At 67.2% G+C, this 22,750-nt stretch carries 27 protein-coding genes and 1 tRNA gene; 13 read left to right on the top strand and 15 right to left on the bottom strand.

Annotated features, from left to right (window positions below; translation table 11 throughout):
* Positions 1 to 120 precede the first annotated feature (120 nt).
* Entirely contained in the window at positions 121 to 1,422 is a 1,302-nt protein-coding gene (locus tag SLQ33_RS30000; RefSeq protein ID WP_319457713.1) for a carotenoid oxygenase family protein, read from the top strand.
* Here the strand turns inward: SLQ33_RS30000 and SLQ33_RS29995 are convergent.
* Positions 1,419 to 1,676, bottom strand: coding sequence for a hypothetical protein (locus SLQ33_RS29995; protein ID WP_319457568.1), 258 nt, complete (start codon positions 1,674 to 1,676; stop codon positions 1,419 to 1,421). The two genes, SLQ33_RS30000 and SLQ33_RS29995, sit on opposite strands and share 4 nt — an antisense overlap.
* Before the next feature lie 82 nt (positions 1,677 to 1,758).
* Between SLQ33_RS29995 and SLQ33_RS29990 the strand changes: the two genes are divergently transcribed.
* Positions 1,759 to 2,136 carry a hypothetical protein gene (locus tag SLQ33_RS29990; protein WP_319457567.1) on the top strand — a complete coding sequence of 126 codons (378 nt, stop codon included), beginning with the start codon at positions 1,759 to 1,761 and terminating at the stop codon, positions 2,134 to 2,136.
* 57 nt (positions 2,137 to 2,193) lie between these two features.
* Positions 2,194 to 3,324 carry a cation:proton antiporter gene (locus tag SLQ33_RS29985; protein WP_319457712.1) on the top strand — a complete coding sequence of 377 codons (1,131 nt, stop codon included), beginning with the start codon at positions 2,194 to 2,196 and terminating at the stop codon, positions 3,322 to 3,324.
* Here the strand turns inward: SLQ33_RS29985 and SLQ33_RS29980 are convergent.
* The gene (locus tag SLQ33_RS29980) at positions 3,273 to 4,235 is read right to left on the bottom strand and encodes an AraC family transcriptional regulator (protein WP_319457566.1); all 963 of its coding nucleotides are present in this window, start codon (positions 4,233 to 4,235) and stop codon (positions 3,273 to 3,275) included. The two genes, SLQ33_RS29985 and SLQ33_RS29980, sit on opposite strands and share 52 nt — an antisense overlap.
* A gap of 82 nt (positions 4,236 to 4,317) precedes the next feature.
* Here SLQ33_RS29980 and SLQ33_RS29975 point away from each other — a divergent pair, with 82 nt between their 5' ends.
* On the top strand, positions 4,318 to 4,815 hold the full coding sequence (locus tag SLQ33_RS29975) for a DUF1772 domain-containing protein (protein ID WP_319457565.1): 498 nt from the start codon (positions 4,318 to 4,320) through the stop codon (positions 4,813 to 4,815).
* On the opposite strand, the gene lfrA is transcribed toward SLQ33_RS29975, so the two are convergent.
* The 3 genes from lfrA to SLQ33_RS29960 are packed head-to-tail and all read right to left on the bottom strand — an operon-like array spanning position 4,760 to position 7,854.
* Complete coding sequence (gene lfrA / locus SLQ33_RS29970; protein ID WP_319457564.1) at positions 4,760 to 6,331, bottom strand: efflux MFS transporter LfrA; 1,572 nt, start codon at positions 6,329 to 6,331, stop codon at positions 4,760 to 4,762. The genes SLQ33_RS29975 and lfrA overlap by 56 nt on opposite strands.
* 23 nt (positions 6,332 to 6,354) lie before the next feature.
* Positions 6,355 to 6,930 carry a TetR/AcrR family transcriptional regulator gene (locus SLQ33_RS29965; RefSeq protein WP_319457563.1) on the bottom strand — a complete coding sequence of 192 codons (576 nt, stop codon included), beginning with the start codon at positions 6,928 to 6,930 and terminating at the stop codon, positions 6,355 to 6,357.
* A gap of 48 nt (positions 6,931 to 6,978) precedes the next feature.
* Positions 6,979 to 7,854 carry an RDD family protein gene (locus SLQ33_RS29960; RefSeq protein ID WP_319457562.1) on the bottom strand — a complete coding sequence of 292 codons (876 nt, stop codon included), beginning with the start codon at positions 7,852 to 7,854 and terminating at the stop codon, positions 6,979 to 6,981.
* 28 nt (positions 7,855 to 7,882) lie between these two features.
* Between SLQ33_RS29960 and SLQ33_RS29955 the strand changes: the two genes are divergently transcribed.
* Positions 7,883 to 8,875, top strand: coding sequence for a stage II sporulation protein M (locus tag SLQ33_RS29955; protein ID WP_319457561.1), 993 nt, complete (start codon positions 7,883 to 7,885; stop codon positions 8,873 to 8,875).
* Position 8,876: 1 nt separating this feature from the next.
* Here the strand turns inward: SLQ33_RS29955 and SLQ33_RS29950 are convergent, their stop codons facing one another.
* Genes SLQ33_RS29950 through SLQ33_RS29930 form a run of 5 tightly spaced genes read right to left on the bottom strand, consistent with a single transcriptional unit; the run spans position 8,877 to position 14,232 of the window.
* On the bottom strand, positions 8,877 to 10,199 hold the full coding sequence (locus SLQ33_RS29950; protein WP_319457560.1) for a DUF58 domain-containing protein: 1,323 nt from the start codon (positions 10,197 to 10,199) through the stop codon (positions 8,877 to 8,879).
* Positions 10,199 to 11,155: a MoxR family ATPase gene (locus SLQ33_RS29945; protein ID WP_319457559.1), complete on the bottom strand. Its 957-nt coding sequence runs from the start codon at positions 11,153 to 11,155 to the stop codon at positions 10,199 to 10,201. The genes SLQ33_RS29950 and SLQ33_RS29945 overlap by 1 nt, the downstream gene beginning before the upstream one ends.
* Complete coding sequence (locus SLQ33_RS29940; RefSeq protein ID WP_319457558.1) at positions 11,152 to 12,288, bottom strand: DUF4350 domain-containing protein; 1,137 nt, start codon at positions 12,286 to 12,288, stop codon at positions 11,152 to 11,154. The genes SLQ33_RS29945 and SLQ33_RS29940 overlap by 4 nt, the downstream gene beginning before the upstream one ends.
* Positions 12,285 to 12,935: a DUF4129 domain-containing protein gene (locus SLQ33_RS29935; RefSeq protein ID WP_319457557.1), complete on the bottom strand. Its 651-nt coding sequence runs from the start codon at positions 12,933 to 12,935 to the stop codon at positions 12,285 to 12,287. The genes SLQ33_RS29940 and SLQ33_RS29935 overlap by 4 nt, the downstream gene beginning before the upstream one ends.
* Before the next feature lies 1 nt (position 12,936).
* A complete protein-coding gene (locus tag SLQ33_RS29930) occupies positions 12,937 to 14,232 on the bottom strand; it encodes a hypothetical protein (RefSeq protein WP_319457556.1) in 1,296 nt (431 codons plus the stop codon).
* Positions 14,233 to 14,298: 66 nt separating this feature from the next.
* On the opposite strand from SLQ33_RS29930, the gene SLQ33_RS29925 reads away from it, so the two are divergent.
* The 3 genes from SLQ33_RS29925 to SLQ33_RS29915 are packed head-to-tail and all read left to right on the top strand — an operon-like array spanning position 14,299 to position 15,942.
* The gene (locus SLQ33_RS29925) at positions 14,299 to 15,156 is read left to right on the top strand and encodes an SRPBCC family protein (protein WP_319457555.1); all 858 of its coding nucleotides are present in this window, start codon (positions 14,299 to 14,301) and stop codon (positions 15,154 to 15,156) included.
* Between the two features lie 10 nt (positions 15,157 to 15,166).
* Positions 15,167 to 15,631, top strand: a complete 465-nt coding sequence (locus SLQ33_RS29920) for a GatB/YqeY domain-containing protein (protein ID WP_319457554.1) — start codon at positions 15,167 to 15,169, stop codon at positions 15,629 to 15,631.
* Positions 15,632 to 15,690: 59 nt separating this feature from the next.
* A complete protein-coding gene (locus SLQ33_RS29915) occupies positions 15,691 to 15,942 on the top strand; it encodes a hypothetical protein (protein WP_319457553.1) in 252 nt (83 codons plus the stop codon).
* An 11-nt stretch (positions 15,943 to 15,953) separates the two neighbouring features.
* On the opposite strand, the gene SLQ33_RS29910 is transcribed toward SLQ33_RS29915, so the two are convergent.
* The 3 genes from SLQ33_RS29910 to SLQ33_RS29900 form a co-directional block, all read right to left on the bottom strand.
* A complete protein-coding gene (locus SLQ33_RS29910) occupies positions 15,954 to 16,433 on the bottom strand; it encodes a hypothetical protein (protein ID WP_319457552.1) in 480 nt (159 codons plus the stop codon).
* A 59-nt stretch (positions 16,434 to 16,492) separates the two neighbouring features.
* The gene (locus SLQ33_RS29905) at positions 16,493 to 17,287 is read right to left on the bottom strand and encodes an Rv3717 family N-acetylmuramoyl-L-alanine amidase (protein WP_319457551.1); all 795 of its coding nucleotides are present in this window, start codon (positions 17,285 to 17,287) and stop codon (positions 16,493 to 16,495) included.
* A 1,264-nt stretch (positions 17,288 to 18,551) separates the two neighbouring features.
* Positions 18,552 to 18,770 (bottom strand): hypothetical protein, encoded by a 219-nt coding sequence (locus SLQ33_RS29900; RefSeq protein WP_319457550.1) that lies wholly within the window; start codon positions 18,768 to 18,770, stop codon positions 18,552 to 18,554.
* 204 nt (positions 18,771 to 18,974) lie between these two features.
* Here SLQ33_RS29900 and SLQ33_RS33660 point away from each other — a divergent pair, with 204 nt between their 5' ends.
* Entirely contained in the window at positions 18,975 to 19,307 is a 333-nt protein-coding gene (locus tag SLQ33_RS33660) for a DUF2510 domain-containing protein (protein WP_413467747.1), read from the top strand.
* Between the two features lie 14 nt (positions 19,308 to 19,321).
* Here SLQ33_RS33660 and SLQ33_RS29895 read toward each other — a convergent pair whose 3' ends face one another.
* Positions 19,322 to 19,519, bottom strand: a complete 198-nt coding sequence (locus tag SLQ33_RS29895) for a helix-turn-helix domain-containing protein (protein ID WP_319457549.1) — start codon at positions 19,517 to 19,519, stop codon at positions 19,322 to 19,324.
* A 77-nt stretch (positions 19,520 to 19,596) separates the two neighbouring features.
* On the opposite strand from SLQ33_RS29895, the gene SLQ33_RS29890 reads away from it, so the two are divergent.
* From SLQ33_RS29890 to SLQ33_RS29880, 3 genes are all read left to right on the top strand, one after another.
* Positions 19,597 to 20,202: a helix-turn-helix transcriptional regulator gene (locus SLQ33_RS29890; protein ID WP_319457711.1), complete on the top strand. Its 606-nt coding sequence runs from the start codon at positions 19,597 to 19,599 to the stop codon at positions 20,200 to 20,202.
* 277 nt (positions 20,203 to 20,479) lie between these two features.
* On the top strand, positions 20,480 to 21,286 hold the full coding sequence (locus SLQ33_RS29885; RefSeq protein ID WP_319457548.1) for a tyrosine-type recombinase/integrase: 807 nt from the start codon (positions 20,480 to 20,482) through the stop codon (positions 21,284 to 21,286).
* Positions 21,259 to 21,399: a hypothetical protein gene (locus SLQ33_RS29880; protein ID WP_319457547.1), complete on the top strand. Its 141-nt coding sequence runs from the start codon at positions 21,259 to 21,261 to the stop codon at positions 21,397 to 21,399. The genes SLQ33_RS29885 and SLQ33_RS29880 overlap by 28 nt, the downstream gene beginning before the upstream one ends.
* A 69-nt stretch (positions 21,400 to 21,468) precedes the next feature.
* Here SLQ33_RS29880 and SLQ33_RS29875 read toward each other — a convergent pair.
* A tRNA-Pro gene (locus SLQ33_RS29875) sits at positions 21,469 to 21,542 on the bottom strand.
* 282 nt (positions 21,543 to 21,824) lie between these two features.
* On the opposite strand from SLQ33_RS29875, the gene SLQ33_RS29870 reads away from it, so the two are divergent.
* A partial coding sequence (locus SLQ33_RS29870) for a hypothetical protein (RefSeq protein WP_319457546.1) occupies positions 21,825 to 22,750 on the top strand: 926 nt, incomplete at its 3' end.

Below are 22,750 nucleotides of genomic sequence, written 5' to 3'. Positions count from 1 at the left end.
TGTCATCAGTGGAGTGTCAGTCTGGTCGTACTCTTTCAACAGCCCGCAAGGAGACTCATCGTGACTGACATCCAGCACCGCTCGACATCTCCGTCCGGCCTCCCGACCACCGATGCCGGCCTGCCGAATGACGGTCAGATCTTCAACGTCGGCAACTATGCGCCCGTCGCTGACGAACTGACCGAATACGACCTAGTCGTCGAGGGCGCGATCCCCGCCGAACTCGACGGTTGGTACCTGCGCAACGGCCCCAATCCTCGCGACGCCAAGGGACATTGGTTCACCGGCGACGGCATGATCCACGGCGTTCGCATCGAAGCCGGACAGGCGAAGTGGTACCGCAATCGCTGGGTCCGCACTGACAGCTTCGTCGAGCCGTTCCCGCTCTACAACGCCGACGGCACGCGCAACCTGAGGGCCGCCGTCGCCAACACGCACGTCGTCAACCACGCGGGTCACACACTGGCCTTGGTCGAGTCGTCGCTTCCCTACGAGATCACCAACGACCTCGAGACCGTGGGCGCCTATGACTTCGGCGGCAAGCTCGTCGACTCGATGACCGCCCACCCGAAGATCTGCCCGACGACGGGCGAACTGCACTTCTTCGGCTACGGCAACATCTTCGAGCCGCACGTCACCTATCACCGCGCCGACGCGAACGGCGAATTGGTGATCAACCGGCCGCTCGACGTCAAGGCGCTGACCATGATGCACGACTTCGCGCTGACCGCGAATCACGTGATCTTCATGGATCTGCCGATCGTGTTCAGCCTGGAGGTCGCCATGAACGGCGAGCGGGACATGCCGTACCGCTGGGACGACGAATACGGCGCACGCCTTGGTGTGCTGCGCCGAGACGACCCGTTCGGTGAGGTGCGCTGGTTCGAGATCGACCCGTGCTACGTCTTTCACGTGGCCAACGCGCACGACTCCGCCGACGGGAAGTCGATTGTGCTGCAAGCGGTTCGCTACCCCGAACTCTGGCGGGACAGCGGCGGGTTCGACGCCGAAGGCCTGCTGTGGACCTGGACCATCGACCTGGAGTCGGGCCGGGTGAGCGAACGTCAACTCGACGACCGTGGCATCGAGTTCCCCCGCATCGATGACCGGCTGGCCGGCCTGCCTGCCCGCTACTCCGTGTCCGTCGGCAAGAACGGCTGGGTGCGCCACGACCTGTCCACCGGGTCGGCGGTGCAGCACGACCTCGGCGACGGTGGGCCGGGTGAGGCGGTGTTCGTACCCGCCGCCGGAGCGCCAGGAGAAAGCAACGGGTACTACCTCGGCTACGTCTACGATCCCGCGCGCAACGGTAGCGACCTGGTCATCCTCGACGCCTCCGACTTCGCAGGCGCCCCGGTCGCCCGGATCAAGCTTCCGACCCGCGTGCCGTATGGATTCCACGGAAACTGGGTCAACGCTTAGCCGAAGCTCGCCACACGCGGCTGGCTGAACAGCTGCTGAAGCGAAACCATGTTCACGTCGGTGCGGTGAAACGGATCCCCGTGCGTCGGTACCGAAACCAGCTCGAGGCCGATCGAGTCGATATCCAGTCGTAGCGGCAACGGGTCGGGTGCCGGCTCCGCCAATGCGGCGCTGGCGCTCAGTCCCATCACCGCCAGGCAAGCGGCGACGAGCAACGACCGCGTGCCAACCTTGTTGAGCGTTCGTCTTTCCATGTGGACAACGGTGACGCGGCCCTGGGCAACCGACGTGAGTAGTGGCCTACTCGAATTCAGCCGTGCGGTTTAAGGTGACCGGATGGCGGTCAAGTGGATAGCCGAGCCCGAGGCACATGACTACGACGCGGCGGCTGATTACCTCAGCCTCATCGCCGAAGCGGTTGCGGTGACGAAGACCGTGGCGGAGTTGAAGTCCGCAGAGCCGATGTTCCGCAAGGCGAAGGACATTCTGCGTGCAGCCCAGTTGGCGTTGCTCACCGATGCGAACCCGCGCGTGAAGACAGACCTCGCCAAGATCGCCGCAGGCAAGAAGCTGTCCCCGATCCTGTTGGTGCGCGGCAACTTCCGGAATGGCACGCCGCTTCAGATCGCCGACGGCTATCACCGCGTATGTGCCAGCTATCTCACCGACGAGAACACCCCGATACCGTGCCGTCTGGCGTCGTGGGCGACGTGACCGGCTGACGTGTCGGGCTTCGGGTTCCACACCCTGGCGCTGCTCGTCGTCGTCGGCATGGCGGGCCCGTTGCTGGTCGCCGTCCCCGGCCTGCGCATCCCGGTGATCATCGGCGAGCTCGTCGCCGGCATCGTGATCGGCCGCACCGGATTCGACATCGTCGACACCACCGATCCGACGTTCACGCTGCTGGCCAACATCGGCTTCGCCCTGGTGATGTTCGTCGTCGGCACCCACGTCCCGGTGCGTGACGCGACGCTGCGCTCGGGCATCCCCAAGGCGGTACTTCGCGCGGTGCTGGTGGGTGCCATCGCCGCGGTGCTCGGGGTGTTGTTGGCGCGGGTGTTCGGCACCGGCCACGCCGCGCTGTACGCCGTGCTGATGGCCTCCTCGTCGGCGGCCGTCGCGCTGCCGGTGATCGACTCCCTGAAGCTCGACGGGCCACAGGTGCTCTCGGTCAAGGCTCAGATCGCCATCGCCGATGCCGCCTCGATCGTGCTGCTGCCGTTGGCGATCGACCCGAGTCGGGCGGCGCGTGCCGCGCTTGGCGCGTTGGCCATCGCGGCGTGCGCGGTGGTGCTGTTCTTCGTGCTCCGGCACTTCGAACGGGGCGGGACGCGCACGCGGTTGCGGGAGTACTCGAAGCGGCACGAGTTGGCGCTCGAACTGCGGATCAGCCTCATCATGTTGTTCTCGCTGTCGGCCCTGGCCACCAGCACACACGTGTCGATCATGTTGGCGGGGTTCGCGCTGGGGCTGGTGGTCAACGGAATCGGTGAACCGAAGCGGCTGGCCCGCCAACTGCTCGGCGTCAGCGAGGGCTTCTTCTCGCCGCTGTTCTTCGTCTGGCTCGGCGCCTCGCTACAGGTGCGCGAGCTGGGCGAGCATCCCGAGTTCATCGGGCTCGGGGTGGGACTCGGCGTCGGCGCGGTGCTCGCGCACTGCGCCGCACGGCTTCTGGGTCAGCCATTACCGCTGGGGGCGCTGGCCGCCGCGCAACTCGGCGTGCCCGTCGCGGCCGCCACGTTGGGTACGGAGCGGAACCTGCTCGGCCCGGGTGAGCCGTCGGCGTTGATCCTCGGCGCCCTGCTGACGATCGCGATCACCTCGGTGGCTGGCGCGTTGTTCAAGCGGCGTCAGCCGGTGGAGGCGTCCGACGACGCAGCGCCCGAGGCGCCCGTGCGGTAGGCATTCGGGCTGACGCCGTAGGCCCGTTTGAATGCGCTGCTCAGTGCGAACGGGGTGGCGTACCCAACCTGGCGCGCGATCGCCGCGATGGTCGACTCGCCGGAACGCAGCATGTCGGCGGCCAAGGCGAGCCGCCAGCTGGTGAGGAAGGCGATCGGCGACTCACCGACCCGATCCGTGAACCGGCGTGCGAAGACTGCGCGCGAATTGCCAACGGCAGCAGCGAGATTCGCCACCGTCCAGGAATGCTCGGGGTTGTTGTAGATGAGCCGCAAGGCCGGTCCGACGACGGTGTCCTGTTCGGCGTGCCACCAGATCGGGGCGCGTTCGTCACGGTCGAACCACGTCCGCAGTACGTCCATCAGCAGCAGGTCGAGCAGTCGGTCCAGGTAGGCCTCTTGGCCGGGCCCGTCGCGACCGGCCTCGGCCGAGAGCAGCTCGACCAACGGTGTACGCCATTCGTCTCCGCGCAGCACCAGCACGGTCGGAAGGGCGTTGAGCAACCGCGCGCTCACCTCGCTGCGGCCTTCGTAGGTGGCGATCACGGAGCCGTCGGCGCCTGCAGCGGTGTTGCCCCACGTCCGGACGCCGACGGACATCTCGAATCGGAGGTCGTCACCGCGCAACGTCGTGCACCGGTTGCCGGGGTGGATCACCACCTGAGGTTCGGTGGCCGCGTCGTCGGCGAACAGATAGTGCTCGACGCCGCGCGCCACGGCGACGTCACCCGGCCGCAGCCGGTGCGTATCCCCGGACTCCGTCACGATGACAGCCCCGCCGTGCGTCACGCAGATCAGCGTCAGCGGCGCGTCGTCCTGAATGCGCATCGACCACGGCGGGTCGAGCGACATCCGGAGCACGAACGCGCCGCGAGCGCGCACACCGTCGAGCAGTCCGCCGAGTGCATCCACGCCGCAAAGTGTAAGACGATTGCGTATGTAGATCGGACTTTCAGCGATGGATCGTCGCGCGCTGAGCCGGTTGACTGAAGCCATGTCAACGAGTCCATACGTCATCGCCGCCGGCGCCGCCACCATCTCCACTGCCGCCGTCGGCGGCATGTTCTACATCTTCTCGACCATGGTCATGAAGGGCCTCGACCGCACCGAGCCCGTCGAGGCCCTCACCGCGATGCGCGGAATCAACGCCCAAGCGAACGCAAGCGCCCCGTTCCTGATCTTCTTCATGGGGTCGACCGTGCTCGCCGCCGTGGTGGGAGTGATTGCCGCGCTGCGATGGTCGACACCCGGAAGCGGCTACCTGCTGGCCGGTGCGGTGCTCAGCGTGCTGGCCTTCGTCGTCACGATGGCATTCAACGTGCCGCTCAACAATCACCTCGACGGGCTCGACCCGTCCGCATTGTCGGCCGCCGACGCACTGAGCGAGTGGAAGGCCTACTTGGTGCCGTGGACCAACTGGAACCACGTCCGCACGGTCACGCCCTTGGTCGGATCGGCGCTGATGCTGATCGGGCTGCGGAGCCTGGGCTGACGCTGCCGTCGCGGAAGACGTACGCCACCACGGCGGCAGCGATCAGCGTGAGCGTCCCAGCGATGATCGCCGTCGGTGCGATGCCGGAGTCGAATGCGGTGTGCGCCGAGTCGAGCAAGCGCTCGGCGACGTTGGCGGGTGCCGTCTGCGCGACCGCCACCGCACCACCGATGCTCTCACCTGCGTCGGCCGCCTGGGTCGGTGACAGTCCCCGTGGCACTTCGACGTTCGCGCGATAGAACGCGGTGAAGATCGTGCCGAGCACGGCAGTGCCGACGACGGCGCCCAACTCGTATGCCGTCTCCGACACCGCCGCTGCGGCGCCGGCCTTGGCGGGCGGCACCGACGCGACGATGGCGTCGTTGGTGATGGTTTGCGAGATCCCGACACCGAGTTCGAGTACGACGAGCGACGCGATCACCGCAGCCACCGTGAGGTCGTGCCGGAACAACAGCATCATCCCGAAGCCAGCAGAGATCAGCAGCAGCCCAGCGATGATCAGAACGTGCGGAGCGAACCATCTCACCGCGCGCACCACGGCGATGCCCGCGACCATCGACAGCACCGCCCCCGGCAACGTCACCAGGCCCGCGGCCAACGGGCTCAGTCCGAGCACCAGTTGCAGATGCTGCGACACGAAGAAGATGAACCCGATGAGCCCGACGATCGACATGAAGTTCGCAAGGAGCGACGACGAGAACGGCGCGTAGCCGAACAGCTGCATGTCGAGCATCGGTGCGGCGCTGCGGTTCTGGCGACGCACGAAGAGCACGCCTGAGCCGACGCTGACGACCAGGGCGGCGGCGACGAGCCACGACAACCCGTCGTGCGCAACCGTCTTGATGGCCCAGACGAGCGGGGCCATCGTCGTCAACGACAGCACGACGCTGACCGGGTCGACTGGACCTGGGTGAGGGTCGCACGATTCGGGCACTAGGCGTGGGGCCAGCACCAGTAGCGGGAGCAGGATCGGCACGGCGACGAGAAACACCGCGCCCCAGTGGAAGTGCTCAAGCAGCACGCCACCGACGATCGGGCCCAGCGCCGAGCCCGCGGTGAAGAAGGAGGCCCAGATGGCTATCGCGAGTCGACGCGCGGAGGCGTCGGCGAAGATGTTGCGAAGCAGCGACAGCGTCGAAGGCATCAACATGGCGCCGAACACGCCGAGCAGCGCACGGGCCGCGACGAGATACTCGGCGCTGGGGGCGAACGCCGCGACGGCCGACACCACCATGAAGCCGCTCGCCCCGATGAGCAGCAGCCTGCGGCGGCCGAACCGGTCGCCGAGGCTGCCCATCATCACCAGCAGCGCGGCGAGCACCAGCGAGTAGACGTCGATGATCCACAACTGGGTCGACGCCGACGGGGTGAATTCTTGGGCGATGCTGGGCAGTGCGAACGCCAGGATCGTGTTGTCGACGGCGATCAGCAGCACCGGCAGCAGCAGCACGGCGAGCGCGAACCACGCCCGACGCGGGGTGCGTACGGTCGGCTCGACGTCGAACCGGGCGATCATGACTACTCCTGAAAGGCTTTGACTTACTGTTGATTTGGGTTGATGGTGCCCTCGACGAGGCTGTCCATGATGGCGTCGACGATCTGGACCCGTGGCGCGCTGCCCTGTTTCACGGCCTCGTAGCCGGCGTGCAGCAGCGCCCAGAAGACCAGCCTTGGCCAGCCGGGCGGTCCCGCCGAACCCTGACACGCAGCGCGGTTGAGCACCTCGACGATCAGTTCGTCGCCCGTGTCGAGTTCGGCGGCGAGTTCCGGGTCGGACGTGATCGTGGGCTCGTTGTAGATGAACGGAACGATCGGCCCGAGGTCGAGCTGGCATTCGACGACGCGGCGCAACGCCTCCACGGGTGGTCCGCAGTCCGGCTCGGCGTGCTCGATGGCGGCGTTGCTGAGCTCGTGGACGTGGCGCGCGAGGGCCCGCAGCAGGTCGGTGCGTTCGGCGAAGTACCGGTGCAGCGTGCTGCGCCCCACCTCGGCCGCGGTGGCGATGTCACCGAGCGACGCCGTCGGGTGCTCGGCGAGCACCGTCATCGCGGCGTCGAGAATGGCCCGGCGGGTACGAGACCGCGGACCACCATCGTTCGATTGCGGGACCGTCATTGGTACTAATGTAGCACAGCATGTCCATAATAGGACAACTGTGTCCCACTAGTCTGGGGCGGCGAACCCGCCCGGTGAAGGCCCGGTGGGCGGCCCGGGTGCGGTGGGAGCCGGGGCCCACTGCGGCGCCGGATAGCCAGCCGGATAGCCAGGTGGCGGGTAAGGGGGCGGCGCCGGCCGCAACCGGTCGAGCTCGCGGCGGTGGCGCTCGGCGAGCACCGCGGCGAGGACGAGTGGAGGCGGTGCGCCGGGCGGCGGGGGCGGAGCGAGTTGCGCCGCCACCTCGGCGCAGATCTGGTAGGCCATCTGGTCACGGAGCCGTGGGTCCAATTGCGGTGCTCGCGAAAGAAACTGGCGAGCCCGGTCGGCCGTCTCGGGGCGCAGCCCGGACAACTGAAGCGAGGCGGCCCACCAGGCCAGCGTCGGCGGCATGGGGGGCGGTGGGCTCAGTCGCGGCGCCCGCTCGCTAATCACCATGGTGCCCGCGAACACGTCGCCGAGCCGCTTGCCCTTGGCCGACACCAGACTGCAGATCACGGCTGGCCCGCCCCCGAGGGTCCAAATCTCGATCACGGACGCCAACGCACGAAACAGGGCCTGGCGGAAGCGTTCCGGGCCGCCGTCGTCGGACACGACCCGAAGCCCCATCGCCATCTTGCCCAACGACCGGCCCCTGGTCGCGACTTCGAGCACCACTGGATAGCCCACGAACGCCAGCACGGTGAAGATGACCAGCGTCGCGGCCGAGAGCGCGTCGTCGAACTCCGAGACCGTTATTGCCCACAGCACTAACCCGATTAGGTAGCCGATGAAGATGACCGACATGTCGATGAGCGCGGACACGGCCCGCACCGGCAACTGAGCGATCTGAACGTCCAGCACCACGGCGTCGCCGGTCACCATCGGTTCCGGTTGGGCCGTCATGTGAATCAACGCTACTAGGATTCGGGAGGTGGATGTCGACGCGTTCGTCCTGGCCCACCGCGGGACGTGGGATCGGCTCGAGGCGCTGGTCAAGCGGCGTCGCTCGCTCACGGGGGAGGAGATCGACGAGCTCGTCGACCTGTACCAGCGGGTGTCGACGCACCTGTCGATGGTCCGTTCGGCATCGACGGATGGCGTGCTGGTGGGCCGACTCTCGGGGCTGGTCGCCCAGGCGCGCGCGGCGGTCACCGGCGCCCACGCACCGCTGTGGAGCGAGTTCGCCCGGTTCTGGACCGTGTCGTTCCCCCTTGGTGCCTACCGGACGTGGCGATGGTGGGCCGGTGCTGCGACGGCGTTCTTCGTCGTCGCCATGATCATCGGGGCGTGGGTCGCACACACCCCGGAGGTGCAGGCGACCCTCGGCACGCCCAGCGACATCGAACGGATGGTCAATCACGAGTTCGCCGACTACTACAGCGAGAATCCCTCCGGGTCGTTCGCCTTGCGCGTGTTCACGAACAATTGGTGGGTAGCCGCCCAGTGCATCGTCTACGCGATCGTGCTCGGTATCCCCATTCCGTACGTGCTGTTCGAGAACGCCGCGAACGTCGGTGTGGCAGGCGGGCTGATGTTCGGTGCGGGCAAGGGCGACGTGTTCCTCGGCCTGCTGACTCCGCACGGACTTCTCGAGCTCACCGCGGTGCTACTGGCAGGCGCGGTCGGAATGCGACTGGGCTGGTCGGTGGTGTCACCGGGGGACCGTCCGCGCGGACAGGTGCTGGCCGAACGGGGGCGGGCCGTCGTCGCCGTGGCCGTCGGACTCATCCCCGTGCTGTTCGTCTCGGGCCTCATCGAGGCGTTCGTCACGCCGTCCCCGTTGCCTACGTTCGTGCGCATCGCCATCGGAGTCGCGGCCGAGGCCGCCTTCCTCGCGTACGTCATTCACTTCGGGCGCAAGGCCGTATCCGCGGGCGAGACCGGGGACGTCGACGACGCGCCGGACGTCGTCCCGACGGGCTGACCTACAGCTTGCCGCTGGCCTTCATCGCGAGGTAGTGGTCGGCCAGGGCGGGCGCCAGCTGCTCGGGCTCGGCATCTACGACGTCGATTCCCATGCGGCGCAACCGCGTTGCCATCAGGCCGCGGTCGTTGCGCGCCCGTTCCGCGGACGCGGCGTCGTACACCTGGGCGGCATCGGCGCGGCCTGCGGCCAGCCGGTCGACGCGCGGGTCGGCGACCGAAGCGATCAGCAGCTGGTGCTTGGCCGTCAGCTGCGGTAGCACGCCCATCAGGCCCTCGTCCAACGCCGAGGAGTTGAGGTCGGTCATGAGCACCACCAGTGCGCGTTGCCGGACGCGACGCCGGACCGTCGCCACCATTGCGCGTGCGTCGGACTCCACCAGCGCCGGTTGCAGCGGGGCCATCGCCTCGACGAGCTGGGCGAGCAGTTCCTTGCGCGACGCGTTGTACACCCCTGCCCTCGACACCCTGTCGTGGGCTATGAAGTCGATGTGATCGCCAGCGCGAGAGGCCAAGGCGGCCAACAGCAACGCGGCGTCCAAGGACCAGTCCAGGCGTGGCCAGCCGCTTGGGTCGCTCGCCGTTGGGTCGACACCGACCCGGCCGGCCGACGTTCGGCCGGTGTCCACCACGATCACGACGCGGCGGTCGCGTTCGGGCCGCCACGTGCGTACGACGACGTCGGCCCGCCGAGCGGTGGCGCGCCAGTCGATGGAGCGGACGTCGTCGCCGACGACGTACTCCCGCAGCGAGTCGAACTCGGTACCTTGCCCGCGGATGAGCACCGGGATGGTGCCGTCCAACTCGCGCAACCTCGCCAGGCGCGAGGGAAGGTGTTGGCGCGACAGGAAGGGGGGCAGGATCCGCACCTGCCACGGCACGCGATGCGAGTTCTGCCGACCCGCCAGTCCGAGCGGTCCGACCGATCGTGCTGTCACCAGGGCGGATTGGTGATCACCCCGACGCACGGGACGCAGCAGTGTGCTGACCTGCACGCGTTGTCCCGCAGCGACATTCACTGCGTGACTGCGCGGCTCCGCGCGCGTGGAGGGAGCCCAGGCGTCGCGCACCTGCCCGCGGAACGTGCGCTTGCCGCGGTGCTCGATCACCAGCCGGGCGTCGACCGGCTCGCCGAGCCGCGCCGAGCCGTCACCGAGTCGCGTGAACCGCAGTCCGCGGGTGTTGGCGGCCAGCGCCGCGTCCACGCAGATCGCCAACAGCAAGGCCAAGGCCAGGGCCGTGAATGCCGTTGCGGGCCAGGGTGAGAAGGCGATGGGCAGGACGCAAAGCAGTGCCACCAGCCCAGCGCGGCCGGTGAGTACCATTAGCGCGGTACCGGCACGGCCGCCAGGATGCCGTTCAGTACGCCGTCGGGGTTGGCGCCCTCGAGTTCGGCCTCGGGCCGCAGCGCCACCCGGTGCCGCAAGGTGGGGCGTGCCATCGCCTTGACGTCGTCGGGGGTGACGTAGTTGCGCCCCGACAGCCACGCCCACGTGCGTGAGGTGGCGAGCAGTGCGGTGGCACCGCGAGGCGACACCCCGAGCTGCAGCGACGGAGACCGCCGGGTGGCCCCGACGACGTCGACGATGTAGCCGAGCACCTCGTCGGCGACGAGCACCTGCTGCACGGCAGCACGGCCTGCGGCCAGTTCGGCGGGGCCCGCGACCGGTTGGATCGCCGACAGGTCGCGCGGGTCGAAGCCGTGCGCGTGCCTCGTCAAGATCGCGATCTCCTGGTCGCGCGGTGGGATCGGCACGTTGAGCTTGAGCAGGAACCGATCGAGCTGAGCTTCCGGAAGTTGGTACGTGCCTTCGTATTCGATCGGGTTCTGCGTCGCGGCGACGATGAACGGATCGGGCAGTGGGCGAGGTTCACCGTCCACGCTGACCTGCCGCTCCTCCATGGCCTCCAGGAGCGCCGCCTGCGTCTTGGGCGGGGTCCGGTTGATCTCGTCGGCCAGCAGCAGGTTGGTGAACACCGGGCCCGAGCGGAACTCGAACTCCGCGGTGCGGGCGTCGTAGACCAACGACCCCGTGACGTCACCGGGCATCAGGTCCGGAGTGAACTGCACCCGCTTGAACTCCAGTTGCAGGGCAGCGGCGAGCGCTCGGATCAGCAGCGTTTTGGCCACGCCTGGTACGCCTTCCAGGAGCACGTGGCCGCGGCACAGCAGCGCAATCACCAGCCCGCTGACGACGGCGTCCTGCCCGACCACGGCCTTGGCGAGCTCGGTGCGCAAGTCCAGCAACGCCTTCCGTGCCTGATCCGCTGGCTCGTTCATGAGAGTGCGACCTGCCTTTCGAGGTGATCCAGTTGGCGGGAGAGTTCGGTGAGTTCGTCGTCGGTCTCCGGCGCGGGTCCGTACAGCCAGTGCGCGATCATCGCCGGATCACCGCCAACGCGGTGTGCGACGGACTGCACGACCGCAGCGGGATCCGACTGCACGCCAAGGCCGAGGCGCGGCACCGTGCGCTGCAGTGCCGCCGTCCGCAGTGCGTCGGCGGCACGGTCGCGTGCCCGCCGGGACCGGTACAAGCGACCCCGCCCCTCGATCGTCTCCGACGCGCGCACCACCACCGGCAGGTCTTCGGCGGCGAGGGGTCCGATCCGGCGGCCCTTCCACAGTGCGACGAGCAGCACCACCAGGACCAGCTGAAGCACGATCCACGTCACCCGTGCCGGGATGAGGTCGAGAAGTGAAGCGCTGGAGTCGGACTCGCCTTCGACGTGCTGCGGCGCATACCAGACGACGCGCGGGCGCGCCCCGGCGAGATTCATCGCAAGGGCGGCGTTGCCGCGCGCCAGCAGTCCGCCGTTGGTCATGAAGTCGGAACTACCGACGACCGTGACGGTCCGGCCGTCGTCGGAGTAGCGCACCAGCGCGCCGTCATAACACCGGGTCAGCGTGGCGTCGCCCGTCGCCTCATAAGTGGCGCTGATGCCCAACTCGACGTCGCCGGCGCGGTCGGCTTCGCGCATGTCGCATCCTGGGTCGCCCCCGAAGCTGCTCTCGTCGCCGGCGCGAACCTCCGCCGCCAACGCCTCCCGGGTGCGCGACACCGGTTCCACCAGCAGCCGGTCGCCCGGCAGGTCGGCCAATCGCCGCAGTGCGTCCTCGTTGACCAGGTAGTGCGTCTGGGCGACGAGCAGTAGGGCGTCGGGTCGCATCGCCTTGGCCACGTCGTCGATGCTGTCGGCCTCGACCACCTCGACGCCGTGATCACGCAGCAGGGCCACTAGGGCGTGTGCGCCGTCCGTCGAGGTGGCCGTGGGATCCATGCGGCCGCCGGGGCGCGGCGCCGTCAGATAGATGCCGACCACCGAGATGGCGGTCAGCACGACCAGGGTCAGTAGCACCCAGCGGATGGTGCGCCAGCGTTGCCCGAGCGTGGGACCGACGGCCGTGGTTGTCATCTGACCTCCACCCAGTCGTTCGGGTCCGCCGCCGCGGCGCCGTCGACGCTGGTCGACTGGCGTGAGCGCAGGTGCTCGTCGAGGGCCACGATCAACCGGTAGCCAGCCTCGGTGCCCGGCCGCTCCCCGTAGGTCACGTCGTTGAATGCCTCCGCAGCGCTGCGTAATTCACCGGACAGCCCCGGAATGGCGGCACCCGCGTCGCGGGCAAGCTCGGTGGCGGTGCGCCCTGGCACCGGGTTGAGCACGGCCGTCTCCTCCAGCTGACGCGCGACGGCGCGCAATCGATGCCGAATGGCTGCGGCCCAATCACCCGCAGCGGCGCACAGTTCCGCGGTGGCACGGTGTTGAGCGGCGCTCAGTTCTTGGCTGCCGAACAGTGCGCCGCCGCCACCGCGGTTGGTACGCATGGTGCGCATCGCGACGCGGATCGCCACGACGACCGCCACGACGAGCAACAGGATCAGCACCGTCACGGTGAACCAGCCGCCGGGTACCGACGAGCCCTCCACCATGATCTTGTACAGCAGCTCGTCGATCCAGTCGAAGAGGCGTTCGGTCAGGGATGCCTTGGGGTAGATGGGCTTTCCGAGTTCCTGCTGCGCGGCGTCGTGTGCGGCGTCGCGGCCGATGTCTATCGCCGACACGTCACGAGCGCGCGGTCAGCCAGAGGTGGTCGGTGGAGTCGGCAGGCGCGTCGGCCGGAGCCGTCGCACCCGTCTGCAGTACCAGGTCGAACGCCTCGGCACGGATCCGGCGATCGGTGTACAGCAGCACCACCACCCCGGCGCTGAACGGAGCGGTGATGATCTGGCCGATGGCCCCACCGACGCCGATGAGCACCATTGCGATCACCAGTCTGTTCGTGGATTCGCTCGTCATCATCAGCACCTCCCCGACGATGGTGAAGGGCGCCGACACGGCCATGGTGATGAGGTACGCGACGATCATCGCGAGCACCCAGATGCCGAACACCCGCCAGAAGTCCTTGCGCACCAAGGCGAACGACCGCGCGATGGCGGGTACGATGCCGAGCCGCTCCAGCACGACGAGGGCGGGCGCGAAGACCAGGATGGTGCTCACGTAGATCATCAGTACGACGACCACCACGAACATGAGGATGCCGACGATCACCGCCGCCGCCACGCCACCGACGTACTCGGCTAAGACGGTCAACACGACGGCAACGACGATGACGAGCGTGAGACCGACCGCCTGCAGCACCGTCAGCCCGAACAAGGGGAGCAGGCGTCCGCGGGCACGCTGCCACGCCTCCCCGGCGGTGATCTTGGAACCGAACACCGCCCGTCCCACGATCACCGTGAGCAGCCCGCTCAGCACGATGGACGCCAAGCCGGTGGCGGCCAGCCCGGCGAAGCTGGACAGCATCGACCCGATCAACGCCTCGTCGGAGGGCTCACTGCCGCTCAAGGGGTCGAACGTCGACGGGTTCAGCGCGCCCAGGGCGGCCAACGGCCAGATCTGGAGCACCAGCCCGATGACCTGCGAGACGACCACCACGATGGCGGTCATGCCCAACGTTGCCTTTGGATTCATGCGGACGTAGGCGATCGCGCCGTTGTAGATCTCGGACAGGGTGAGTGGACGCAACGGGATGATGCCCGGCTTGAGGGCCGCAGCTACGGCGCCCGGGTAACTCGGTGGTGGATAGCCGTAGCCCGGCGGCGGGTATTGAGCCTGAGGGTACGGGTACGGGTACGGGGCCTGAGGGTAACCGTGGGCGTAGCCCCGCGGCGGATAGCCGGGGTAGCCGGGCTGCGGGTAACTGGGTGGGTAGTAGCTCGGCGGCGGATAGCCGGGGGCCGGATTCGGATGCGCGGGCGGCATACTCGGCGCAACTGGCGGCTGAGCGTATGCGGGCGGCGATCCACCCTGCGGTGACGGGAGGCCGACCGGATCGAACCCGCCGACCTCGTTGCTCATCACACCATCCTGTCGATCGTCGCCGGTCTTGACAACGTGCACCGTCGTACCACCGATAATGGCCGCGTGACCCACACCGTGGACCCCGACCTGGCCGGCGTCGCCCGCCGTGCTCGCGATCGCGACGTCGCCCGCGCCGACGCGGTGTTGACCCGATGGCCGGGGCCCGATCCCGCGCAGCGCACCGCCATCGCGGACCACATGGCGTGGATGGCGAGAAGCGTTGTGTCGCAGGGTCAGGACGAATTCGTCGTTGAACCATCGTCCAGCGCGCACCGGGCTGCGCTCGCGTGTTGGCTCGCGGACGACGCGGACGACGAGGCGAGGGCGCTGATCCGCACGCGCTTCCACTCGCCCGCGTCCCGATTGGCGGCGTTCGGCGCGCGACGTCGGTACCGGCGCGAGGCGTACCGGCGCTGGTATCTGCCCGAGCACTCGGGGCTGAAGCGGCACCTGAGCTGCACCGTCGGCGTCGACGTCGCCGCCCCCGTCGATGCGGTGTGGCGGATCGTCGCCGATCCCACGCGCACACCGGAGTGGAGCCACGAATGCTGCGGAGTCGAGTTCCTTGACGGCGCAACCGAATCCGGACTGGGCGTGAAGTTCGCCGGGGCCAATCGCACCGGCCGCACCACCTGGTCGCGGACGTGCACGATCTTCCGCTTCGAAGCGCCCCTCGACTTCGGGTACGTCACGTCAGGCGGACAGGGGGACGCCACCGCGTGGCACTTCCGCCTGGAGCCGACCCCCACGGGGACGAGACTCACGCAGGCCTATCAGATCGTCGCGATGCCCGCATGGGTGTCCGCCATGGTCGGCGTGCTGATGCCGTCCCACGATGACCGGACCGACGCGCTGCGCGCCGACCTGTCGCGCATCGGCGCGTTGGCCGAGCAGCACCAAGGCGACGAGTCCCCGGCGTAGCGTCTAGCCCATGGCGGAACTCAAGGATCGGCTGCGCGCGGACCTGACGACGGCGATGAAGGCACAGGACAAGTTGCGCACCGCGACGCTGCGCATGGCCATCGCCGCGATCCAGGCGGAGGAGGTGTCCGGCAAGCAGTCCCGCGAGCTCTCGGACGACGAGGTGCTCACGGTGCTCGCCCGGGAGGCCCGCAAGCGTGGTGAGGCCGCCGAGATCTACGTGACCAACGGCCGCGGCGAGCTCGCCGCCACCGAAAGGGCCGAGGCCTCCGTCATCGACGAGTACCTGCCGACCCAGCTGAACGACGACGAGGTGGCCAACGTGGTCAACACGGCCATCGCTCAGGTCGCCGAAGAGCTCGGGGCGCGTCCGCACCAGAAGAACATGGGCCTGGTGATGAAGGCGGCGCAGGCCATCGCCGAGGGCAAGGTGGACCGCCCACGGCTTGCGGCCGCCATCAAGGACCGGCTGTAGCGGTTCGCGCGTTTAGCTCGGCTACTTGGTGGGCACTCGCAGTCACGACCGAATAGCCAATGGGGGTAGTCGTGCTCTGGACCTGCGTTCTCGTCTACGTGGCCTCGGCGATCGTCACCGCCGTCGTCGTGTTCATCGCAAGCAAGTGGGTGGGCGACGAGCTGCGCCCGGCAACGCATCGGGTGAGCCTCAGCGTCGCCGCCGGAGTGGTCTGGCCGTTGCTGCTGCTCGGCGTGTTCGAGTTGAGCTCGTACGTGCTGTACGCCAAGGTGGCGCAACGCGTCGAGCGTGGGCTCGCGATCGTCGCGTAGCCGCACTCGTTTCAGCAGCGTGAAGCCTGGCGCTGTTTTGCCAAGCCAAACGTTGCGATCGTGGCGACGAATCGGCTGAGCTCCTGGCCTTGGTTGACGTGCTCCGTTTCGGCGGGGAACCAAAGGCTCGGACCGTTCTCGCTGACTCGTTGTTCGAGCCTGAGGCAATCCACCGGTGTGCGGAAGACGTTCGTCCGGACCGTCGGTCCGGCGTAACCCTGATGTTCGTGAAGTATCTGGGCTTGCATTGGTGCGCCGTCAGTTCGCCGGACCGTGACCGTGGTGGGGGTCTTGGACACCTGGATCGTGGCCGTGGCGACGTCCCCGCCGATGCCTACCTGGATGACGCCGTCGAGTAGCGGGACGCTGAGCTGGATTGTTCCGCTAGCTATTCCGTCGAGATCAGGCGATACGACGGCCAACGAAGCTGGTGCGCAACGTACTTCCAAATCAGTCTTCCTTCCCGCCTTAATGACAATGATTTTCGACAAGGGTCGATCCGGACTGTACCGTACTAATGGAAACCATTGCCAATAAGGGGTATCCGCCCTCAGTGGGACGGCGTTTGGCTGAGGTAGTTGGCGATGCCTTGCGCGACCGCGGCCGCATACCCGACGCGGCGCTCGGGGCTTTTCAACTGCGCGGCCTCTACAGCGTTCTTCATGTTGCCGAGTTCGATGAGGATCGACGGATACTGCGCCAAGTTCAGCCCGGCCAGGTCGGAGCGCCCGTACAGCCCCCCGGACCCGCGGTACGTCGAGGTCTGCAGTCCCGAGGCGACGAGCTGGTCTCGCATCACCTTGGCGAACTGCACGGCAGGCCCTGCCTGCGCCTCTGTGACGGGCGGATCCGAGAAGTTCACGTGAAAGCCGGAACCCGACGGCGGCCCGCCATCGGCATGAATGCTCACGACGGCGTCGGGTGTCAGGGCATTGGCCATCGCGGCACGCGTGTCGACGCAGGGGCCCAGCGCGTCGTCGTTGCCCCGCGACAATGCGGTTCGCACACCCGCCCGGGTAAGTGCTTCGCGGATGAGAAGGACCACCTCCCAGTTGAAGGTGTGCTCGGGATATCCGTCGTCAGTGGCGGTTCCGGTGGTCTGACACTCCTTGGTGCCGCCGCGTCCGTCGGGAACCTGACGGTTGATCGACGCGTCGTTGGCACCGTTGTGTCCCGGATCGAGAAACACGATCTTGCCGGCGATGCCGTTGGCCGCCAGGACCTTTGGCGCCGCCATCGTCGCCGCCGCTGAGCCCAGCGCGAGGATCGCCGGCGCCGCGGCGGCGTACTTGAGCGCCTCCCGCCGCGACACCGACCTGGGCCCGCACGAACAGCGATCCTGCATCGGCAGACGCTAACCCGCGAGTGTCCCCGAACCTCAAGGGCTCGCCGCCCATCACCGTGCGCGCAGCCGATTCACAGCGTCGTCATGCCACGAAAAAAGCCCTGAACCCACAAACGTGGGGTCCAGAGCTATTCGTGTGTCTTGCGACATCACACGCGGTCGGGGTGGCGGGATTCGAACCCACGACCTCTTCGTCCCGAACGATCTCACCTGGGCGTTTGCTCGAAACGGTCGTGTTGGTTGCGTGAGATAGAAGCACGTTAGACCGTTGGGAGCGTTGGGTGTCGGTAGCACGCGCTGGAATTGCTGCGGACTGGCTGCGGATTGGCACCCACTCCCCGTTCGATCACGGGAGCTTTGCTTCGGCGGAGTTGTCGGAAGACGTCGATACGATCACGACACCGGATACTGGACTCGACCAAATCGGGCCACGGTGCAAAACTGTGCAATATGGTGCACACCATCACCATCGAGAGCACCATGAGGGCGGAGGCCCTGGGCCGCGTGTGCAAGACGCGACCCAGGAACCCCCGCCGGTATCACCCCCTTCCGGTGACTCGGCTCGGAACGCGGGATAGATCAGGCCGTGGCCTGAGCGTTGCGGACGAACCGACGGAAGGCGCACTCACCGCCTTTCCGCGCCACTACGGGCGGGAAGGTGGTGTGTGCTTCGAACCTATTTACCTGGCCGTACTGATCGACCCAGTAACCGTCGAACGGGACGCGCTGTCCCGTCTTGAACGTGTTGTCGGGCCCCAGGGGCCTACCACTGCTGCGACTCAACGTAACCTCCTCTCATGAATCGCGTTGTATCCCTTGATGATCGGCGGCGAGTGCCACTGAGCGGGACGGATCCGCTGCGGTGCCGACAGTGCGGCAACGAGTGGTTCCGCCTTCAGGGTCGACCAAACGACCCTGAAGCTGCGAAGCATGGGGCGGTGGTGATGGCCCAGGACGGGCGGATCACCGGTTATTCCGGCGTGCCGGTGTGCTTGGAGTGTGGGGAGCCAGCGGCTCAACCCTGAGTTCGGGCTACCCGATAGCGTCTCGTGCACGGAACATCCTTGACGCGGCGGCGAGGAACGGGCTGTGGGTCATGGTGACTCTCCCTCGGGTTGATTGACGGACACTCAGGTGTGGTGAACAAACCGTAACCGAGCGTTCCGACAGTCAACGGCGTGTCGTGGGGTGTGTCGCGCATACGAAAGGGGCCCCGGTCACCCGGAGCCCCTTCGCGAAGTTCCGTGCAGCTACCACACCCACGTCACTCAACTACCGCACGTACAGCTTGCACGAGGGCACTGACATTGGCAAACACCCACGTCGGCGAGTTATCCCAGGATCCGTGGGCCATCAACTCGTGGAAGTAGTCGTTGTGCGCCTTGACGCCGATCTCGGTGTGCGCCTGCTGTGTGACGTAGCGCTCGTAGTTCGTGCACCGGAGGCGTATCGCCTGCTGTTCGTCGACGGCGGACACTGGCATTTGTGCCCATCGTCGGCGAGCTCGTCCGGACCACGGCCTGGCACATGGATCACGAACCCGTCCAGCCGCTGCCCGAACGGGCCCGGCGAGCACTGCGAGGTACTGCACGGGCCCGCCGCGGTGCGGCTCTTCAACCGCGGCAGGGACTCCGCGAATGAATAGGGGGCAACGTCGAAGCGACAGCGGTACGGTCGCGAAGTGAGCATGCGGGTGCGTGTCGATGACGATGGGGAACTGCGCTGTTGGAACTGCGGTAGCAAGGGGCTGGAGACGCGGCGGCGCACAGGGTCGAAGGTCCTGGGAGCGACAGTCGGCTTCGCGATAGTCGGGCCGGTGGGTGTAGCCGGGGCGCTGGCGGCAAAGAAGCGGCTCAGGTGCCGGGGGTGCGGTCTGTACAACGACGTCGGAATCCCCGAACCATTCACTGGCAACGTCAAGGCTGGCTGGTTTCCTGATCCAAGCGGAGCCGCGGAGACCCTCCGATACTGGGACGGCAGCCAGTGGACGGAACACACCTGCCCGGACCCCAACGCTTGATTGCCGACGGCGCATCATGCCGCTGGGCCGCCACCGCGCAGGGTGGCTGTTTCTTGTGCAGAGATCCACCGCTCAAGCTCTTCTCGCCGGTACACCAATCGGCGCCCCATCTTGAAGCTCGCCGGTCCGTGGCCCGCATGGCGCCAGTACCGAAGAGTCGCTTCGGGAATGCCAAGGTACGAGCTCGCGGTTCGCACACCTAGTAAGTCCATCGCTAGTGCTCCTATCACACTGTGGTGTTGATTTGACACCAGAATCATGACCCCTGTTGTGATGCGTGTCAAGCACTATGGTGTTGAATATGCAACACAAGCCGGACGGGGTTGCCCGCGACTTCGGGAAGGCAGTTCGACAACGGCGGGCCGCCATAAATGTGTCTCAGCGAAGGCTCAGTGAGTTGTTGCTTGAGAAGGCTGCCGTGAAGCTCGACCCCTCGGCAATCACTCGGATCGAGAAGGGTCAGCGCGAGATGAAGCTGGCCGAGGCCCTGGCAATTGCGAAGGTTCTTGACGTCAGCATCGACCAGCTGACGCGCGACATGGAACCAGACGAGCCCGCTGGGTTAATCGAAGTCCGTGATGCCTATACGGAGTTGCGAAACAGGCATGCAGCGGTCCTAGCTCAGATCGAGGCGCTGTACTCCGACGCCTATTTCTTGGCGGTCATACTCGCGGCCGACGCCGAGGCGCGCGTGCTGTTACCGCCGGATGAACTACGGAAGATCGCAAACGATGCGATAGGTGTGGAGGCGGTCTGCCGGAAGCTGCTTGCTGTACTTGGTCATTCGCCACATACGTTCGGTCGCGTCTCTCATGAGCGCCTTGGCAATATCCCGTTAGATTTTGGCGAAGCCTTGAGGATTCTCCGGCAGGCGGCCAAAGATGCAGAGACGTAACCGCCGCAGTGGTGTGGAGGATCGTTGGCGTCGCGCCGACGGCCAGCCTACTGCGCGCGCAGGCAAGGGAAAGCGTTGGCTTGCAAGGTATGTAGACGACCAAGGCGCCTAAAATACGAAGTCGTTCGAGCGCCGCATTGACGCTCAGCGATGGCTGGACGAGATCGTCGCGGCCCAGGTAACCGGCGCGTACGTCGCGCCTAAGGCCGGTCTAGTGACGGTCCGCGACGTGCACGCGAAATGGACTGGAACGCAAGGGCATCTGAAGGCAACAACAATGGCGACGCGTGCCGTGACATGGTCGGCTCACGTCGAGGATCGGTGGGCTTCGACTGCCGTCGCGGACGTACAGACATCGGACGTCAAGGCGTGGGTGCAGGACACGAAGGCGGCAGGCGCTGGGCCAGCGACGATCGAAAACGCGCTGAGCGTTCTGCGCCAGGTCCCTGAGCTCGCCGTCGTAGATCGCCGCCTCGCGCGGAATCCCTGTGCGGGTGTGAAGGCGCCGCGGCGGCAGCACCGCTCGCGCGGGTATCTGACACACGATCAGGTCGAGCTACTTGTCCGCCGGGATGAGAGGAACGCGAGCGCCGTGCGGTTCCTGGCCTACACCGGGCTGCGGTGGGGCGAGATGGCGGCGCTTCGGGTGGAGGCCGTCGACATGCTGCGCCGCCGCGTGCACGTGCACCACGCCGTCGCCGAGGTGGGCGGAAAGGTGGTGTGGTCGACGCCGAAGTCCCATGAGCGGCGCTCGGTGCCTTTCCCGCGGTTCTTGGTCGACGAGCTCGCCGCGCTGATGCGAGGCAAGGGCCGCGATGAGCTTGTGTTCACCGCGCCAGCCGGGGGAGTGCTGCGGGTGTCGACCTGGCGGCCGCGCGTGCTCGCGCCGGCCGTCGTCGCCCTGTCGGCTGCAACGGACCTTCACCGCGAGAAGGAAGTCGCTGTATGCGGATCGGCCATCACGCCTGAGTTTCCGCTCGTCACGCCGCACGATCTGCGTCACACCGCGGCGCCGCTTGCGATCTCCGCGGGGCGAACCCGAAGGCTGTGCAGACGATGCTCGGGCACGCGTCCGCGGTGTTGACCCTGGACACCTACGCAGACCTGTTTCCCCACGACCTGGAGATGGTCGCGGCGGCGCTCGACGATGCCCGCGGGCGCGTGCTCGAACGGGCTGTCGAATCTACTGCGGACTGACTGCGGACTGGAATGCAGATGGCCCCAACCGGACGAACCGGCTAGGGCCTCTGAACTGCGTCAACGCGGTCGGGGTGGCGGGATTCGAACCCACGACCTCTTCGTCCCGAACGAAGCGCGCTACCAAGCTGCGCCACACCCCGCGTAGAGCCACGACAGCGTATCGCACCGGGTGAGCCCGAAGCCAAACACGTGCTCGCCGCGCTTGACGCGATAGTGACCGTGCTAACGGGTTATGGCGCACCTGGGTTGCTAGCTGTTGGTCGGTCTGTTGGCCGTGGTCGGTCACGGGGGTCTTTGTCGGTGGCGTTTGAGATGGTCGGGTCATGAGCGCGCACTCGCCGATGGTGTTCACGGCCACCGTTGAGCCGGACGAAACGACGATGCGCCGCGGTGGCAGCCGAGACCAGGAGCGGTGATGTCCTATGACGGCCCGGAAGTTGCGGGAATGGCGTGGCGTGACGCCGGTAGCGGCGCCGGCGGGTGTGGCGATCACGACCCGGCTGCGGACCACACCAGCCGATGAACACGTACTTGATCAAGTGGCCGAGCATATGGGCCGGTTGCGCCGCACTGACCTGACCGTGGTTTGTCGTCCCCAGCCGCTGCCACAGGACCCGGACACCGATGCGCGGCGCCACGCTCGCAGGGACCGGCTCAACACGCGCAAGAAGGCGTTGACAGCACAGTCCAGTGCGCGGTGGGCCAACGCGATCATCGCCGCCAACGACGACCAATACCGACTGTCGCGCGACGCCCAGAACCGCCACATCATCGGCTTGCGCGCCGCGATCGCCACGATCGAGAAACGCCTCGCACAGCCGACTGAGGACACGCTGACACCGCAGCAACGCAAGCAACGCCGAAAGACCAAGTCCGCGAAGGGCTATCCCACCCGCGCGGAACGGTTCGAAAAGCAGCGCCGGCTGCAGCATCTACGCGCCGAGCTGACCCGCGTGGAGGCCGACAGGGCCGCTAATCGCGTGCGGGTTGTCGAAGGCGGCAAGCGGCTGGCCAAGACCCGCCACCACCTCGACACCGCGGGCCTCACACCGGCGCAGTGGCGCGACCGTTGGGACGCGGCCCGGTACCGGATCACCGTCAACGGCTCCGGCGATGAGCCCCACGGCAATCTCACCATCACCGTCAGCCCGGACGGCCAGGTCAGTGTGCGGCTGCCGAAGCCGTTGGAGCATCTGGCCAACGCCACCCGCGGCCGCTACCTGCTCTCCGGTCAGGCCGTATTCGCCCACCGCGGCGGCGAATGGAAGGCGCGGATCATCGGCGGAAAGTCGGTGTCCTACACCATCACCCGCAAACCCGTGCGGGCTGGCCGCTACCTCACCGCCTC

It is taken from the genome of Mycobacterium sp. RTGN6, from assembly GCF_033804605.1.
In the GTDB taxonomy this organism is placed as follows: Bacteria; Actinomycetota; Actinomycetes; order Mycobacteriales; family Mycobacteriaceae; genus Mycobacterium.
Note: the sequence above shows the minus strand (reverse complement) of the source record. Positions and strands in the feature narration are given on the sequence as shown.